Here is a 15,599-nt window from a genome sequence, read left to right as displayed (position 1 = left end):
CTATGGGGAAGTGGTTTCGGATCTGGACGAAGATTCACCACTATCACTATCCGATTATCGGCCTGTTTGGTCTGTTCGCCACAGTGATGGTCGCGTCCCCGGGAGCCCACGTGAGTAGCTTGGGACCGCTTCGCGTTGACCCGTTCTACGTGTCACTCGTCGCGTTCGGCAGCCTTCTGGTACTGTCCCTAACCGACGAGTACGACCCCGAAGCGTACGGTCTCGAGTCGTCGGACGACGATCGGTAATCCGGTTCAGCTCTCGACTGCCTCGAGAACGCGCTCTGCCAAGACCGCGTACTGTTCGGTATCGGTCCGCTTGCGCTGGTACTCCGTTACGCCCGCTTGGATCGCATCGGCCTTGAGAGCCGCCGAATCATACCCCGTAAAGAGGATAAATGGAAGATTGGGCGCGGTGGTGCGAACGCGTTCCAGAAACGCGAGTCCGTCCTGGCCCGGCATGTCGTAATCGCTGATCACGCAGTCGACGGTCTGGGCACGCAACACCTGCAACGCAGCGTCGACACTCGTTTCGGTCACGACCTCGAGCGGATCGCATTCGCGCTCGAGTAGCGTGGCGGCGAGATCGACCAACGCCTCGTCGTCGTCGACGTGTAACACGCGGATTCTCTCGGTTTTCTCGGCGGTGGTTAGATGGTTCACAGTCTCCCCTTCTGTTGCTGATGCTGGCTATGTGTAATGGAAATAGATAATGTTACCGGCCGCATCGATCAGCGAGCGACCGAAAGAATAGCGGGAGCAGCAAAAACTATACGAACAGCCTCCTATCTCAGTAATTAGACTACGAACGATGAGTAATACAATAGTTATTACAACGGACGGGAGCGAATATTCCGAATCCGCAGCCGAAGTCGGGTTCGAGATTGCCGAGAAGATGAACGCGGCCGTCCACGTCCTCTCCGTCGGCGATACGAACTTGACACAGATATCATCCATCGGCGGCGGGCCGCCGAAAACGAAAGACGACGTGACCGAAATCGCCGCCGGATGGGCGGCCGACCTCGCGGCGACGGCCCGAGCCGAGGGTCTCGAAGTCGAAGAAGTCGTCCGAACGGGCATTCCTGCACGGGAGATCGCCGACTACGCGGCGGAGATCGACGCCGACATGATCGTCATCGGAACGGCGGGTCGCAGCGGGATCGAACGCATGGTCGTCGGGAGCGTCACCAACAAAGTCGTTCGAACCGCGCCGGCCCCCGTCGTTACGGTGCGTCCCGACGGAACCGTCGACGCGGCCTGACTACTCCGGTTGCACACCCGCAGCGGTCAGTCCTCGTCGTCGGTCTCGGACTCGACCATGGCGGCCTCGAGAAGGGTCTGGCGATCCGGGAAGTACGCCGGCGCGTCGTGGTCGGCCTCGAACTGGACGATCTGCTCGAGTGCCGCCTGCCACCCGTCGCTGTCTCGCTGGAGGTCTGTTGCGAGGTCGGTGTAGTCGGCTGCGAGGCTCTGGAACGCTTCCATTCGAGCCTGTTTCGCTTCGACGATGGTCTGTTTTTCCTCGAGATCAGCTTCGAGCGCTTCGATCTCCGCGAGGTCTGCCTCGCGGTCGCGGCTCCCGGGACCGACCGCCGATGAGGGTGATTCCGGTTCCGTGACGGCGTCCGGACGCTCCTCGAGGCGCGTTCGAATGGTCGCCATTTCGGCGTCGATTTCGTCCAGTAACTCGTCGGCCTCCGCGCCCATCCGTTCGACCGATCCGGAGAGCAGGCCCGCCTGGGTCCGACAGTACTCGACGAGTTCGTCGACCGACAACGTGTCCGCATCGTCCTCGCCCATGCCCGATCGTTCGGACTGGGAGAGCAAGTCAGTTGGGACCGTACTGAAAACCGAATGCGATCAACCGACACTCGCCTAGTGGCGGGTCATGAGCCGGAAGAGAACGCCGTAGAGCAATCCGAGGATCGCGCCGAACAGCACGAGACCGAGTAGACTCGGTTCGTGGAGATACGGCAACGGCCGCTCGAGTCCAACGACCTCCCCCCACAGCGGCAACAGCGTGGCGACGAGCAGGGCCCAGAGGACGAGACCGTAGAGCACTCCGGCGACGGCCGTCGCGACCGGAAAGCCGAGCGGTCGCTCGAGGCTCGTCACGCCGAACGGATCGGTCACGCGAAGCAGGTTCACGACGGCGAGAAAGAAGATTCCCGCGAAAAAGCTGTGGATGAAGTGAAACGCCCACGCGACGACTATGTCGTCCTGTCCGTACAGGCTGGCGATAGATTCCATCCGCCCCGTTTCGTGTAACACGATTCCGAAGACAAATCCAGCGACGAGCGCGCCGACCACGGCGCTCGCGAACGCTTCGTTTTCGGCGTCTCTGATTCCAACCGACCGTTCGACGGCCATTTGTGTCCGACCGCTCGAGCGATCGCTCGATTGTTATGGGTTCGATACAGACGGAATCGGAGCGCTTCGGCCGATAACTCTGCACGTACGAGCGTGGAGACGGCCGAACGTGATATGGCGACGACGATTACGGACGAGAAGCCAACGGCCATGCGTCATGTTATTGGTAACCATATCCTACACCGAACTATCCTTTCAGCGTAACCCGTGGATAATTTACACGTTGTCTTAAACGACCGGAACACTCAGGCCCGTTCATCAATCGGCTTGGGGCTGTTCGTTCGTATCACTTCGATCCGTCTCGGGCGAGGTAATCTCCGTCGGACGCGCTCGCCCACTATCGGGATCGGATGACACACCATGATACGATTCGAGTCCCCCACAGACCGCGCCAGTAGTACTAGCATCCGATCGGACTCGAACGTTCCAACCGACGGTGAGACACGATGACAACAATTGCAGAAATCACGATCACGGCGGCCGATTTCGCACTCGCGGACACGTGCCAGTCGAACCCCGACCTCGAGCTTCGAGTCGAGAGCGTCGCCGGGGAAGGGAAACACCCGATGACGCTCGTGTGGTTCTCGAGTTGTGATCGAGAGGCAGTCGAATCCGCACTGGCCGACGATTCGACGGTAACTGACTTCAAACAACTACTCACCAGCTCTGACGGCACAGAGCGTCTCTACCGTCTGGAGTACGACTCGAACGTCACCGAGCGGTGTGAGTGTGTCTTCGAGTACGACGGATCGATACTCGACGCGAAGGTCTCCGACGGGCAGTGGACGCTCCGACTGCTCTTCCCGCGCCGGGAGAGCCTCTCGAGTGCGATAGAAGCCATCGAGGGGTTCGACGTCACCGTCGACGTTCGGCGAATGGTCGAGGCGGACCGAAACGCCGATCTCGAGGCCAGCGCCGCGCTGACCGAGCCACAGCGGGAGGCGATCGCGGAGGCCTACAGACAGGGATACTACGACGTCCCTCGCGAGATTTCGCTCGAGGAACTCGCGCGCGAACTGAACATCTCACATCAGGCGCTATCCGAACGGCTCCGGCGAGCGAATCGCGTGCTCGCCGGCGAGCAACTGAACCAGCCCCGCGGCGAAATCATACGGAACTAGCCGCGGGCACGAACGTTCGTGCTCGCGGCGGGTAATGCGGTGCTGGCAGGGAGTGAACACGCTCTCGGTGGCTTTTAGAAGAACGTATCAGCGATCGCGCTAATCCGGGGATAGAACCAGTTCGCACACCATACGGTCCGAGTAGCGAATACCCCACAACTGTTCGAGGTCGCCTTCCGTGGTGACAGCCTGCGGATATATACGTACGAGCACGCTGTGACAATCGCATGTGGGCCCGTGATAACTGAAGATCACGCTGTCCACACCCACACGAGAACTGTCTGGCAGCGGCCGACTCCGATCGACCGGCGTCCGGAATTTTCGCCCTGTGAGCGCTGGACGCCCGCTTCGACGGTATCGATCCGGCCGCTTTTCCAGCGGAGTGGTTACGGGTCTCCTCTCTCGACTGCCGAATCGAACCGAGGCGTCGATACCCTCGGAGAGTGTTGCGGTGCGGCGTCGGGTGAACGCTTAATACTCACGTCGTGAGACGCGTCACATGGGAGAACCTGACTCGGAAAACTCGGATTCTGACGACGACGATTCTGCGGGAAAATACGACCGCTACATCGACCGACTGCTCGATCTGCTCAGTTTCTTCTAGCGGTAACGGATCGCGTTCGGCTCTCGGGTTACGAATCGCGCCCGTTTCTCAGGTTACGGGCCGTGCCTCGAGTTCGAAACGAACGCCGGCGGTCAGGCCGCCCGCTCGAGCGTTTCTTCGTTCGCTTCGATCAGCTGAATCAGGACGGATGCGAACAGCGATTCGACGCTCCAGATGGCGGTCTCGCTGCCGTCGTCGTCGACGACGCTCAAGAGCACGCTATCGTCGTCGACGACGGCGATCCGTCCGGAGCGTTCGTCTTCCGTTCGTGGTTCACGGGGTTCCTGCACGCGAAGGTTCTCTCGGTCCTCGAGTCGATCACGAACCCGCTGGGCGCTGCTGATAGCGGTGACCGACACGCCGTCGGTCGCTCGGTCTTCGAGAACGGACTCGATCGACGAATCGAAGAGCGCCGGCAACCGGACGGCGAAGACGATCCGGTCCTCCGCGTTCGAGAGGAGGTCGACGATGCGGTCGTCGATTCGGCCACTCCCGCGGACGGTCCAGATCTCCTCGGTGGTTTCTTCCGCCGGCATCTCCTCTTGGACGCGCTCGACGTACTCGAGTGCCCGTTCCTGTTCGTGTTCGAACCGCTCGCGAAGCGTCTCTCGAGCCTCTTCGACGCGGACCGGCCGGTATCGAATCGGGCTGGCGTGGTGCACTTCGAGCAGTCCACGGGCCTCGAGGTTTTCGGCGACGCTGTAGACCTGCGAGCGGGGAACGTCGGTGATTTCGGCGACGTCTCGTGCGGTTCCCGACCCCAGTCGGTGGAGCGCGATGAAGACCTTGGCCTCGTAGCCGGTGAGCCCGAGCCGTTCGAACGCCTCGACCGCGGCCCCTTCGTCGTCCGGTCCCGTTCTGTCATCGGTACGTACCGGATCGCCCAGTTCCGTTTCGTCGTCACCCTCGCTCATTCGTCTGCCCCTCCGTCTTTCTCGTTCCCCTCGAGATTCTCGGACTGGGGATCGTCCGGACTCTCGGATTCGGTAACATCCGGTGTCTCGGAGCCGGTATCACGGGTCGCCGACTCGGGGCGACCGCCGTCGCTGGCGGCGGTCGCCGACGCGGAACGCCGGGACGGATCGAAGGAGACGTCCGGGCCGAAATAGCGCGTCCAGAGCACGAGCAGCGTCGGCAGGACGACGACGCTCGCGAGGAACGCGTACGTGATCGTCAGCGCGGTGATGATGCCGAACTGGCGAAGCACGGGCAAGATTGCGAACGCGAGCGTCCCGAAGCCGCCGACCGTCGTCGCCGCGCTCCCGAGCAACGCGCCGCCGGTTCCAGTGACGGTTGTATGCATCGCATGCCAGACGTTGCCCTGGCGCTCGAGTTCGAGGGTGTATCGAGCGCTCACGTGGATGCTGTAGGCCACGCCGAGCCCGATGGTCAGGCTCGTGATCATCCCCGTCAAGACGTTAAACGGCATCCCGATGAGGTACATCGTCCCGAGGATCCAGCTCACCGAGAACGCGACCGGGAGCAACGTTACGGCACCCAGCGTCGCGCTGTTGCCGGTCAGGCGATAGGCCACGGAAAGGAAGACGAAGACGGCCACGAGCGTGATCATGAGGCTCTGCAAGACCGTCTCCAGAAGGTCCTGCTCGACGACGTAGCTGACGACCGGGTCGCCGGTCGCGATTGCACTCCAGCGTCCGTCGGGTTCGGTGACAAACTGGTCGCCGCCCCCGCCGCCATCGCTGATTCCCGCGGCGATCGTTCGCATCTCGTCGGTCGTGTTGTCGAAGCCGGCGTCCCCGTCGATGGCGACGACCATGCGGACTGACTCGTACTCGCCGCCGTCGGTTCGGTGGATGACCTCGCTGGCACCCTCCTCGTTTACCTCGAACAGTTCGTCGTACAGCGCGGAGACGTTTTCGTCGGGAACGTCGTCGCCGTTCGTATCCGCGGCGGTGAACGACTCGTTGAACGACTCGTTCTGTGTGGCGGTGTCTTCCATCACCGAGAGCGGACTCTGCACCTCGGCCTCGCCGTTCGCGAGCGTGTAGGCGACGTCGCTTTCAGTCGCCTCCGCTTCCGCCCCCTGTATTCGCTCGAGCGTCTCGTCGTCGGTAACCGCCCCGTGCGTGAGTATCTCCGCTTGCGAGTCCGCGCGCTGGAAGTTCTCGTTGACGTAATCGAGGTCGTCGGTGGCCTGATACTCGCCGGGGCTCATCGGTCCGGGTAGGTTCTCCGTCCACCCGGGTGGACTCTCCGCGAGGAAATCCTCCTGGTTGAAACTGGTGTCGACCTGCGTCGCGCCGTAGACGCCGCCAGCGGTCAGCAACAGGACGGCGACGATGAGGATCAGCGGGGCCTTCCGTGCCGCGGTCGATCCGACGGCGAGGACGTCGCTGAACCGGCCTTCGCCGGTCCCGAAGGCTCGCTTTCGTCGGTCGTAGCCCCGTGCCTCGAGGAACGAGTCGATCTCGATTTTCGCCGCGGGAATGAGGCCGCCGAAGACGATCAACGCGGCGACGATACCGACGGAACTCACGATGCCGAACTCCTGAATCGGGCCGATGGGACTCACCAGGTTCGCGAGGAAGCCGATCGCGGTCGTCGCGGTGACCCAGACGAGTGCGACGCCCACGCCAGCCAGCGCGATCCGCATCGACCCGCGGACATCGTCTGGTTCGTGTTGCTCGCCGGTCGCCTCGGCCCCCGATTGCGCGGCCGAACTGTCTGCCGCCCCGCGCTGCTCGCGATGGCGCATAAAGACGTGAATCGCGTAGTCGATAGAGAGCCCGATGAGCAAGACCGGGACGGCGACGAACATCTGGTTGAACGCGATTCCCGCCCACCCCATGAATCCGAACGTCCAGATCAACACGGCACCGATACCCGCGACGCCGAGGACGATGTCGATCGGATCGCGGTAGGCGATTGCCAACGCGGCGACGACGAAAAGAAGCGCGAGCGGGCCGACGATAGCCAGACTGTCCGCCATCGAGCCGTCGATCTCGTCGGTGAGGATACCGCCGCCGAAGACGATGTAGCCGCCGGCGAGTTCGTCGTCGTCGTAGTCGGTCGCGAGTTCGCGAATGTCGAGTTGACTGTCGACGATTCGGTCGCTAACTGCACCCATCTCGGACCCGCCGCTACCGCTGTCCGAAGCCGACTGCGTAATCGAGGTCATCCGCGCGTCGGCCTCGGTCGACCCGGGTTCGTACGACGACGGCATCAGTCCGAGCGCCGAACCGTCGCCTGCGTCGGTGTCGTCGCTGAGCGTCCGCTCGACGGCGCTTTCGAACTCCTCGTCGTCGAGATCCTCGAGCGCTTCGATCTGGTCATCGAGGGCTGGCTGTTCGTCGCTCTGAGCGCTCTCCTCGAGCGCCGCCTGGTCTTCCTCGAGCCGTTCGGATTCGGACTCGAGGGCTGCGTACTCGTCTTCGAGAACGCCCATCGTCGCGGCGGTGTAGACGTCTTCCATCTGCGCTGTCAGTTCGCTATAGGCGTCCTGCTCCTGGGCTTGCTCCCCGTACTCGGCCTCGAGTGCCACGAGTTGGGATTCGATCGAGCGGGCGTTCTCGATCGCGTCTTCGTACGCGGCGGTCTGCTCGTCGTCGAGTCCCGCGGTCGCCTCGGCGACGGTTTCGTCGATCTGCGTCTCGTATTCCTGGGCTTGGGTCTCGTACTCAGGCGTACCGGGCTCGGCCGTCGCGTTCAATTGCTCGTAGGCTCGCTGGGTTTCGCGAACGTCGTCGATACCTGCGCTGAGTCGCTCGCTGGTCTCGTTGAGTTCGGCGCTTCGGTTCTCGAGTTCGCTTCCCCGCTGTTCGAGTTCGGCGACTTGCTCGTCGGCGATCGCGGTGTAGGCCACGAGGTTTTCGACGCCGACGATCGGGTTCTCTTCGGCGAGGGTGTCGTTGATCGACTCGTTGTCCCGTAGCTCCTGTTGGAACTCGAGCGAGGCGAGCAACGACTCCTGCGAGAGCGCGTTTTTGGAGGTGCCGGCAGGCTGGGTCCCTCCACCAGCGCTGTCAGAACGGTTTTCAGTCGTGTATATCAACTGTACGCTCGTCGTGTTTTCGGCCTCTTCGGCGGTGAAGTTCTCGTTGATGTAGGCCTGTGCCTCGCCCTCCGGCGAGTCGCTCTCGAACTGGTCGAGCGAGGAATCGTCGTCGACCATCGTCGCCCCCGCCCCCACGAGGGCGGTCAACACTAGAAGGACGACGATGACAGTTTTGGTACGAGTCGTGACGACGTCGGCGATACGCTCGGGAAGACTCATCGATGCGGCCCTCCGAAGAGAGCGCTGGGATCGGCAGAAACCATGTTGTTGTTACGATCCTACAAAACGCTCGGCCAAGTACTTATTGGGAATCAAACATTATCGTGAATGTCGTAACTGTTGATGAATCCGGGCATAATCGGAAGAAGGGACTAATTCAATTGTATCTGAATGTGTCCTCGAGAGAAAACTATCTCGATTTGATATATTCAGGACCGAGTAAGCGACCGTCCAAAATGGAGGTTCGAGGACGAAACCAGAATGGTATCTTCCGTCACGAGCGCCGGCCGCGTTGACTCACTTGATCGACACGGTCTGGAGGTCCTCGGCGAACCGAACGTCGCCGTCGTATCGACTCGAGATGGACTCGAGCATCTCCTCGTGGCGTCCGTCGGTGTGCGGGTAGAGGTGGGTCAGATAGACGCGGCCGATGTCCGACCCCTCGAGCGCCCTGCCGAGCTTCTCGGGCGTCGGGTGGTTCGACACGTCCACGTCGTCGGGGAACGAGCAATCGTGGACCAAAATCGCACACTCGTCGGCGAAGTTCACCAGTCCGGGGAACGCCTCGCTGTCGCCGCTGTAGGCGAACCGGTCGTCGAACCGGTAGGCGAGACAGGGCAGCGAGTGGCGAGTTTCGTACGCCGACACGTCGAACCCCGCCACGTCGAAGTCGCCGGGAACGACCTCCCTGACCTGCACCTCGAGTTTGCCCTGCATGTATTCGTGGACCTCGAGAAGCCCGTCAACCATCGCTTTGGTTCCCTGCGGACCGACGATCTCGAAGGTTTCCTCGCCCGCGAGCCAGCGGGCTTTCATCAGCGGGAGCAAGTCGGCGACGTGGTCGAGGTGGTGGTGAGTAAGCAGGACGCTCGCGATCGATTCGTAGCCGATCCCCGACTGCTGGAGCCGGTGGAGGACGCCCGATCCGCAGTCGATCAGGAGGGTGTGTTCGGCTTCCTGAACGACTATTCCCGTCTGGAACCGCTCGCCGGTGGGCATCGCGCTTCCGGTTCCGAGAAAGGTGACTCGCATGGTGGGGTCGACACCGCCCGCACCGATAAACGTGGCTCTCCACCCGTGGCGGTGAACATCATCAAACAGCAATCTCGCTGGTCGGTACTCCACTGTACCCGCTGATCGCGCCGCGTGTTCACAGCGATTTCGTGTCGATTCCGACGAATATTTCCGACGGATAGTGTAATTCAAATCATGAATCGCGTTATCCGCTACGTTATCTCGATCGTAGTCGGACTGAGCGTTACCGCACTCACAGTGTGGGTCGCAGGAGCCGAAGGGTTGCTATTTTTGGCGGTATTCCCGCTTTACACGACGACGTCCGCGTTCGTGCTGAGCCACACGTCCGAGTGGTCTCGAAGCCTTCGAATGGGAAAGAAGGATTTCTCCGACCGAATCCGTGGAGCCACTATCGGAGGGGTCAGCGCATTCTCGGTTTCGTTACTGTTGGAGGTTTCTATCGCCGTCGGTATAACGGGGATCGGCCTCATGCTATTTTCACTCTCAGTCGGTATCGCGGAATCCGCAACTGAACGCGAGCGATAGCAATCGAGAACACGTCGGTTTCCGGCACGACATTATTCCCGGTCGAAAACAGTAATTATATGACACTACAGGACGTTGGCTCGAATGGAAGCCACACACTCCGCTGAAGGGGGCGTTTTGTATTGAAATGCCCCGGGTGATTAGGGCACCCGAGACGTGGCTTCCGACCGCTCAATGGATCGGTTGCCATGATTGGATATCTTCTCCGCGGGCTTAAACATCCCGTCCGACAGACGAATCGAAGTCGACTACCGCCAGCAGCTGTGAACGCACCACCTGCTGCTCAATCACCACCAGCCACGGCACACGCACTCGAGGGTGAGCGCGAGCCATGACCCCGCCAACGAACAGTCTGGTCCTCGAGATCGTCCGCACGCTCGAGAAAGAAGGGGTCCCTCGAGATTCCTACCAGCTCGGCACGGAATTCGACCCCGAAGCACTCGCTCGACTGCTCGACTCCGCCGACAGTGCGATCGAAGTTCGCCTCGAGGTACGGGGCGTCTCGCTCGCCGTGACAAGCCACGGCGTCTGGGTGACCGACGACCCGCCGTCGCCCCCGCCCGAGTGCCCCCGATGTGGACGCGAAGTGACGGCAGTGATCCAACTCGTTCCGACCCACCGCACCGCCTATCCCTGTGGCTGTCCGGTCGAGGGGGAGTCGATCGAGTAAGCTGTAACAGCCGAATCTATTGTGGCTGTTGAGTTTCATGCGTATTCTCGGCTAAACAGTGGCGATCATCCCAAACTAACGTCGAGGTAGAGCATCACGATCACGCCGGCCATCAACCCGAGGGTAGCGATCCGTTCGTATCCGCGCGTGTGGGTTTCGGGGATGATTTCGTCGGAGATCACGAAGAGCATTGCTCCCGCGGCGAATCCCATCGCGTAGGGAAGCAGCGGTTCTGCGGCGCTCACCGCCAGCGCGCCGACCACGGCGAGCGGGATTTCGACAACGCCCGAGCGCACCCCGGCGAAGACCGCGTAAAAGCGTCGGTCGAGCCCGGCGTTGATCGCGGCTACGGAGACGGCGAGCCCTTCGGGAATGTTCTGGATGCCGATGGCGAGCATGAGCGGAATCGCGCTTTCGACATCGCCGGAGCCGAAGCCGACACCCACGGCCAACCCTTCCGGCATGTTGTGGAGCGTGATCGCCAGGATAAACAGGACGACGGGCACCACCCGTTCGTTATCGAGGGGAAGCGACGTGCCCGGGTTAGCCTGATCCGCTCGTTTGCGACCGGTCAGCAGATAGTGTGCGTGTGGGACGAGCACGTCCGCTCGATCGAGAAAGATCGCGCCGAGCGCAACGCCCACGAGCGTGGGAATCGGGTCTCCTCCGGAGTACTGCTCGATTCCCGGGATGATAAGGCTGGTGAACGCCGCGGCAAGCATCACACCGGCCGCGAATCCGAGCGCACCGTCGAGTGCCCGGTCCGACGGGTTCCGCCAGACGAGCACCAGCGACGCTCCGAACAGGTTCAACATCGCGATAACGATTCCGCCGACGAGCCCCTGAATCACCGGGTCGTCACCGACAATCCGTACGAATAACTCGACTAGTGAAACCATGCGTTCATCTTCCGTTCGTTGGACGCCCGTCGGCGCGTCGTCGCTCACTGAACACTGTTTGAGAAATAGACGCCGACGATAATCAAACGCTCCGTTTGTGACCGCTGGCCACCTACCTGCAGTGTCAATTACCCCAGCAGCCGTTCACCGGCGATCGGAAACCGACCGCTGGCGGCCCTTCGGGACCACCGACTGTAGTTCGCCGTGGACGTAGAGGCCGACGCCCAGCGGCTCGAGTTCTTCACCAATTTCATGGGCAACGATCAGGTAGCCCCAGTCGCCGTCCCACTCGAGTTCCTGATCCTGGCCGTCGGTGAACGCTCGAGCCTCCTCGCGGGAGAGTTCGATGACGCAGTCGGTCGCGTGGCGGCCGAAGCGCTGGACGAAGTCGGTCGTCGGCTTCCAGTGCTCCTGGCGGGTCCGCAGGCAGGTCATCCCGATCGCTTCGATTTCGATCGGCGATGGGGCTTCCCCTGCGTAGATCCAGATCTTACCCGCGCCTTTCTCCCAAAAGGTGTACTCGTCGAAGGTTTCGGCGGGGATACCGAAGCGATCCGCGAAGTAGTCGACGACCTCCTCGCGGGTGGCCCGTCCGTCGACCCGGCGCTCGGCCGCTGTCGCCGGCAGTCGATCGAATCGGTGGCCGACGTTCTCCTCGAGCGCCTCGTCGTCGGGTTCGACTGCCGACCCGGCTGCCGACTCGTCGTCTCTCGCCATCAGGCGGTCACCTCGAGTTTCGCGACGAAGAAGCCGCCGGTGTCGTTCTGGTGGGGGTAGATCCGCGCGGCCCGCTCGAGCGACGAGTCGTATTCCTCGTCGTCCCAGGTCGTGAGCCCCGGCGAGTGCTCCAAACTGAGATCGAAGTCGACGACCTCGCAGGGCTCGTTCTCGAGAGCGTGCTGGACGACGGCCTCGTTTTCCTCGGGGGCGAACGTACACGTCGAGTAGACGACGGTGCCGCCCTCGCGAGTCGTCTGGATCGCCCGCCGGAGGATCCCCTTCTGGATCCCGGCGACCGAGTGGATGTGGTCTTCGGACCAGTCCTCGAGCGCGTCGGGGTTCTTTCGAATGGTTCCCTCGCAGGAACACGGGGCGTCGACGAGCGCCCGATCGAAGCGGTCGAACTCGAAGGGCTTTATCGAGAAGTTTCGGGCGTCCTGATTCGTGACCGCCAGGCTCGTCGCGCCGAGTCGCTCGGCGTTGAATCGCAGCGCCGACAGGCGGCCGAGGTTGTTGTCGTTCGCGACGACCGTTCCGCGGTCGTCCATTAGCGCCGCGATTTGAGTGGTCTTTCCGCCCGGCGCGCCGCAGGCGTCCCAGACTCGCTCTCCCGGTTGGGGATTCAGTACGCCCGCCGGCACCGCCGAGACTTCCTCCTGCCCGTAGGTGAATCCGTGAAACGACGTCCACGTCGATCCCGGCGAATCGGTCTCGAGGCGCAACACGCGCGGGTTCCACTCGGCCTGTTCGTACGCGACGCCCGTCTCCTCGAGCACCGCAATCGTTCGCTTGACCGACGCCTTGATCGTGTTCACGCGGACGGCGGTTCCGAGCGGCCGCCGGCACGCCTCGAGAAACGCCTCGAAATCGTCGATAATGGGTCGATACCGCTCGAATGGCTCCATTGGGCCCACCTTCGGCCGCACCTCGTTTGTGGGTTTCGGACCGCTCGTCGGACGGAACAGTCGAGCGGTACTCGCGCTCGTGACATCGGCCCGCTGCCGTTTTACGTCCGGAGCGTAGCTCGTACTAATCGTTTGCCTGTTGTTTTATGAGCACTCCGGGTCATCACACAGTATGTCACGTATCCGCATCCAGGGACCGGAAGTCGACCTCGAGAACGCGACGCTCGTCGAGGGGTTTCCCGGAATCGGACTGGTCGGCAAGATCGCCACCGATCACCTCATCGAGGAGCTGGATATGCGCTACTACGCGAGCGTCCACTGCGAAGGGCTGCCACGTGTTGGGATCTACCGCGAAGGAGACCGAACCGTTCGCCCGCCGGTTCGACTCTACGTCAGCGAAGACAAGAACGTGCTCGCCCTGCAAAGCGACACGCCGATCAGCGCCAGTGCCGTCGATACCGTCGCGTCCTGTCTCACCGGGTGGCTCGTCGACGAAGGCGTGCGACCGGTCTACCTGAGCGGCCGACCGGCCGAGCAGGAGGGAATTCCCCAGATCACCGGCGTCGCAACGGGGGATGCGGGCGACGCTCTGGACGAGATCGGCGTCGATCCGCCGTCCGAAGACGGCGTCATCAGCGGTCCCACCGGCGCGTTGATCAACCGGGCTGCACAGCAGGACTACGACGCCCTCGGGCTAATCGTCGAGTGCAATCCGAACTTCCCCGATCCCGAAGCCGCGAGCGAACTGCTCGAGCACGCGATCGCGCCGCTTACGGACCTCTCCATCGACGTAGACAGGCTCATAGAGCGGGACGAAGAGATTCAAGAACACCGCGAACAGTTCGCCAAACGAATGCAAGAGATCGGACAAGAAGAGAGTTCGCAAGCGCGGCCGTTACGAATGTATCAGTGAGGTATTCAGTGCTCGACGGGAGCGACTTCGGTGATATTGCAGAGATATCGCCGCGTCCGGCGTGATTCGAACAGTCTCGAACGCAGACGTGTTCAACGACTGGCCCGTTCCTGTCGGTTGATTTCCGTCAGAAAGGTTCCACGTATTTTTTACGACGGGGGTCGTTCAGGGGCCATAGAGATGATTACGGAATCCCACGACGTAGTGGTCGTCGGCGGCGGAACGGCCGGCTGTTTCGCCTCGGCGACCGCTGCGCGGGAGGGCCTCGACGTCGTTTTGCTCGAGCGGAAAACCGAGGAGGAAGGCGGGAAGATCGCGTGCGGCGACGGCCTGAAAGGCAAGAGTTCGCTTCCGGACGTGATCGACAGAGACCGGCTCAAGTCGGAGTCGTTCACCAACCGAAAAATCCAGCGGGCGATCTTCCAGAACCCCCAGACGGGCGAGGAAGTCGACATTCCCTTCAACGAAACCGGGGCCGTCATCGACCGCTGGAAGTACGGCCAGATCCTCCTCGACGAAGCGGATCGGGCCGGCGTCGACCTCCACTACAACACGGTCGTAACCGACGTTATCCAGCCGAACGAACGCGTCGAGGGCGTCAGGGCAGTCCGAAACGGCGACCCGGTCGAGTACGAGGCCGAGGTCGTCATCGACGGCGCCGGCGCGCTCTCCCTCCTCCAAGACAAGACTGACTTCTCCGCATCTACCTTCGATACCCGCGTCGACTACTCGCAGTTTTGCTCGGCCTACCGCGAGGTCCTCGAGGTTCCAGAGCCGGTCGAGTGGGACGACGCGCTCGTATTCAAGCCGACCGCGGAACTGGGTTACCTCTGGTACTTCCCGCGTTCGTCGACCGAGATCAACGCCGGACTCGGCTTCCAGATGAACAAACCCTCGATGAAGCTCGTCGACGTCCTCAAGGACGACCTCGAGGCCCACCCCGAATTCCAGGGTGCGACGGTCAAGAACAAACTCGGTGCCGCGCTCCCGACGCGACGGCCCTACGATTCCGCGGTACATCCAGGCTACGTCGCCGTCGGCGATTCGGCGGGACACGTCAACCCCTGTACCGGCGGCGGGATTCCGGGCGCTGCGAAGGCGGGCCACTGGGCGGCGAAGGTCGCGACCGAGGCTATCAGCGACGGCGACGTGAGCGAGGCGGCTCTCTGGGAGTACAACCGCCGCGTCCAGACCGATTTCGGCAAGCGCTTCGCGGCGATGGACCTCTACAACATCTTCGGCGGCGCACACGAAATCGACGATCTGATCGGCGTCATCACCGCCTTGCCGGGACAGCAACTCGTCGACGCACTCGGAAAGAAAGGGACCGCCGAGATGACGCTCGGATTGAAGCTCAAGACGATCCTCAAGACGGTCGGCCACTGGGACATCCTCTACAAGCTCTACAAACTCCAGCAGGAGGCGAACTCGCTCAAAGAGATCTACGACAGCTACCCCTCGAACCCTAAATACTTCGACGCCTGGCGGCAGGACCGAGACGGCGTCATGGATTCCGTCTACGACCTCACCGGCGCGGAGCCAAAGTACTGACCACGCCCATCTTTACCGGTGTGGAGCCGAAGTACTGACCACCCCTCATCCCC

At 62.1% G+C, this 15,599-nt stretch carries 15 protein-coding genes; 6 read left to right on the top strand and 9 right to left on the bottom strand.

Going from position 1 to position 15,599, the window contains the following annotated elements; translation table 11 throughout:
• Nucleotides 1-2: 2 nt before the first annotated feature.
• Nucleotides 3-248 (top strand): hypothetical protein, encoded by a 246-nt coding sequence (locus HALLA_RS07965; RefSeq protein WP_049952850.1) that lies wholly within the window; start codon nucleotides 3-5, stop codon nucleotides 246-248.
• A 6-nt stretch (nucleotides 249-254) separates the two neighbouring features.
• On the opposite strand, the gene HALLA_RS07960 is transcribed toward HALLA_RS07965, so the two are convergent.
• Nucleotides 255-620, bottom strand: a complete 366-nt coding sequence (locus HALLA_RS07960; RefSeq protein ID WP_049952849.1) for a response regulator — start codon at nucleotides 618-620, stop codon at nucleotides 255-257.
• Between the two features lie 190 nt (nucleotides 621-810).
• Here HALLA_RS07960 and HALLA_RS07955 point away from each other — a divergent pair, with 190 nt between their 5' ends.
• Entirely contained in the window at nucleotides 811-1,260 is a 450-nt protein-coding gene (locus HALLA_RS07955) for a universal stress protein (RefSeq protein ID WP_049952848.1), read from the top strand.
• Nucleotides 1,261-1,286: 26 nt separating this feature from the next.
• On the opposite strand, the gene HALLA_RS07950 is transcribed toward HALLA_RS07955, so the two are convergent.
• Together HALLA_RS07950 and HALLA_RS07945 are read right to left on the bottom strand one after the other, a co-directional pair.
• Complete coding sequence (locus HALLA_RS07950) at nucleotides 1,287-1,799, bottom strand: hypothetical protein (RefSeq protein WP_049952847.1); 513 nt, start codon at nucleotides 1,797-1,799, stop codon at nucleotides 1,287-1,289.
• A gap of 75 nt (nucleotides 1,800-1,874) precedes the next feature.
• Nucleotides 1,875-2,369, bottom strand: coding sequence for a hypothetical protein (locus HALLA_RS07945; RefSeq protein ID WP_049952846.1), 495 nt, complete (start codon nucleotides 2,367-2,369; stop codon nucleotides 1,875-1,877).
• A gap of 446 nt (nucleotides 2,370-2,815) precedes the next feature.
• On the opposite strand from HALLA_RS07945, the gene HALLA_RS07940 reads away from it, so the two are divergent.
• On the top strand, nucleotides 2,816-3,490 hold the full coding sequence (locus tag HALLA_RS07940; RefSeq protein WP_049952845.1) for a helix-turn-helix domain-containing protein: 675 nt from the start codon (nucleotides 2,816-2,818) through the stop codon (nucleotides 3,488-3,490).
• Between the two features lie 696 nt (nucleotides 3,491-4,186).
• On the opposite strand, the gene HALLA_RS07935 is transcribed toward HALLA_RS07940, so the two are convergent.
• From HALLA_RS07935 to HALLA_RS07925, 3 genes are all read right to left on the bottom strand, one after another.
• Nucleotides 4,187-5,008: a TrmB family transcriptional regulator gene (locus HALLA_RS07935; protein ID WP_084568957.1), complete on the bottom strand. Its 822-nt coding sequence runs from the start codon at nucleotides 5,006-5,008 to the stop codon at nucleotides 4,187-4,189.
• Entirely contained in the window at nucleotides 5,005-8,328 is a 3,324-nt protein-coding gene (locus tag HALLA_RS07930; protein WP_084568956.1) for an MMPL family transporter, read from the bottom strand. Before HALLA_RS07930 ends, HALLA_RS07935 begins: the two co-directional genes overlap by 4 nt.
• A gap of 297 nt (nucleotides 8,329-8,625) precedes the next feature.
• The gene (locus HALLA_RS07925; RefSeq protein WP_049952844.1) at nucleotides 8,626-9,360 is read right to left on the bottom strand and encodes an MBL fold metallo-hydrolase; all 735 of its coding nucleotides are present in this window, start codon (nucleotides 9,358-9,360) and stop codon (nucleotides 8,626-8,628) included.
• Nucleotides 9,361-10,219: 859 nt separating this feature from the next.
• Between HALLA_RS07925 and HALLA_RS21225 the strand changes: the two genes are divergently transcribed.
• A complete protein-coding gene (locus HALLA_RS21225; RefSeq protein WP_174887877.1) occupies nucleotides 10,220-10,558 on the top strand; it encodes a hypothetical protein in 339 nt (112 codons plus the stop codon).
• A gap of 65 nt (nucleotides 10,559-10,623) precedes the next feature.
• On the opposite strand, the gene HALLA_RS07910 is transcribed toward HALLA_RS21225, so the two are convergent.
• The 3 genes from HALLA_RS07910 to HALLA_RS07900 all read right to left on the bottom strand — a co-directional run bounded on the left by HALLA_RS07910 (nucleotide 10,624) and on the right by HALLA_RS07900 (nucleotide 13,082).
• Complete coding sequence (locus HALLA_RS07910) at nucleotides 10,624-11,457, bottom strand: ZIP family metal transporter (RefSeq protein WP_049954041.1); 834 nt, start codon at nucleotides 11,455-11,457, stop codon at nucleotides 10,624-10,626.
• Between the two features lie 144 nt (nucleotides 11,458-11,601).
• Entirely contained in the window at nucleotides 11,602-12,174 is a 573-nt protein-coding gene (locus tag HALLA_RS07905; protein WP_049952842.1) for a DUF7122 family protein, read from the bottom strand.
• Entirely contained in the window at nucleotides 12,174-13,082 is a 909-nt protein-coding gene (locus tag HALLA_RS07900; RefSeq protein WP_049952841.1) for an RsmB/NOP family class I SAM-dependent RNA methyltransferase, read from the bottom strand. The genes HALLA_RS07905 and HALLA_RS07900 overlap by 1 nt, the downstream gene beginning before the upstream one ends.
• A gap of 172 nt (nucleotides 13,083-13,254) precedes the next feature.
• Here HALLA_RS07900 and HALLA_RS07895 point away from each other — a divergent pair, with 172 nt between their 5' ends.
• Together HALLA_RS07895 and HALLA_RS07890 are read left to right on the top strand one after the other, a co-directional pair.
• Nucleotides 13,255-13,995, top strand: coding sequence for a proteasome assembly chaperone family protein (locus HALLA_RS07895; RefSeq protein ID WP_049952840.1), 741 nt, complete (start codon nucleotides 13,255-13,257; stop codon nucleotides 13,993-13,995).
• Between the two features lie 180 nt (nucleotides 13,996-14,175).
• Nucleotides 14,176-15,546 carry a geranylgeranyl reductase family protein gene (locus HALLA_RS07890; RefSeq protein ID WP_049952839.1) on the top strand — a complete coding sequence of 457 codons (1,371 nt, stop codon included), beginning with the start codon at nucleotides 14,176-14,178 and terminating at the stop codon, nucleotides 15,544-15,546.
• The last annotated feature ends 53 nt before the right edge of the window (nucleotides 15,547-15,599 follow it).

It is taken from the genome of Halostagnicola larsenii XH-48 (assembly GCF_000517625.1).
Lineage (GTDB): Archaea > Halobacteriota > Halobacteria > Halobacteriales > Natrialbaceae > Halostagnicola > Halostagnicola larsenii.
Note: the sequence above shows the minus strand (reverse complement) of the source record. Positions and strands in the feature narration are given on the sequence as shown.

Excerpts from the sequence above, each read along its gene's own strand:
- HALLA_RS07965 (WP_049952850.1), top strand. The coding sequence starts at position 3 with ATGGGGAAGTGGTTTCGGATCTGGACGAAGATTCACCACTATCACTAT.
- HALLA_RS07955 (WP_049952848.1), top strand. The coding sequence starts at position 811 with ATGAGTAATACAATAGTTATTACAACGGACGGGAGCGAATATTCCGAA.
- HALLA_RS07950 (WP_049952847.1), bottom strand. The coding sequence starts at position 1,799 with ATGGGCGAGGACGATGCGGACACGTTGTCGGTCGACGAACTCGTCGAG.
- HALLA_RS07945 (WP_049952846.1), bottom strand. The coding sequence starts at position 2,369 with ATGGCCGTCGAACGGTCGGTTGGAATCAGAGACGCCGAAAACGAAGCG.
- HALLA_RS07940 (WP_049952845.1), top strand. The coding sequence starts at position 2,816 with ATGACAACAATTGCAGAAATCACGATCACGGCGGCCGATTTCGCACTC.
- HALLA_RS07935 (WP_084568957.1), bottom strand. The coding sequence starts at position 5,008 with ATGAGCGAGGGTGACGACGAAACGGAACTGGGCGATCCGGTACGTACC.
- HALLA_RS07930 (WP_084568956.1), bottom strand. The coding sequence starts at position 8,328 with ATGAGTCTTCCCGAGCGTATCGCCGACGTCGTCACGACTCGTACCAAA.
- HALLA_RS07925 (WP_049952844.1), bottom strand. The coding sequence starts at position 9,360 with ATGCGAGTCACCTTTCTCGGAACCGGAAGCGCGATGCCCACCGGCGAG.
- HALLA_RS21225 (WP_174887877.1), top strand. The coding sequence starts at position 10,220 with ATGACCCCGCCAACGAACAGTCTGGTCCTCGAGATCGTCCGCACGCTC.
- HALLA_RS07910 (WP_049954041.1), bottom strand. The coding sequence starts at position 11,457 with ATGGTTTCACTAGTCGAGTTATTCGTACGGATTGTCGGTGACGACCCG.
- HALLA_RS07905 (WP_049952842.1), bottom strand. The coding sequence starts at position 12,174 with ATGGCGAGAGACGACGAGTCGGCAGCCGGGTCGGCAGTCGAACCCGAC.
- HALLA_RS07900 (WP_049952841.1), bottom strand. The coding sequence starts at position 13,082 with ATGGAGCCATTCGAGCGGTATCGACCCATTATCGACGATTTCGAGGCG.
- HALLA_RS07895 (WP_049952840.1), top strand. The coding sequence starts at position 13,255 with ATGTCACGTATCCGCATCCAGGGACCGGAAGTCGACCTCGAGAACGCG.
- HALLA_RS07890 (WP_049952839.1), top strand. The coding sequence starts at position 14,176 with ATGATTACGGAATCCCACGACGTAGTGGTCGTCGGCGGCGGAACGGCC.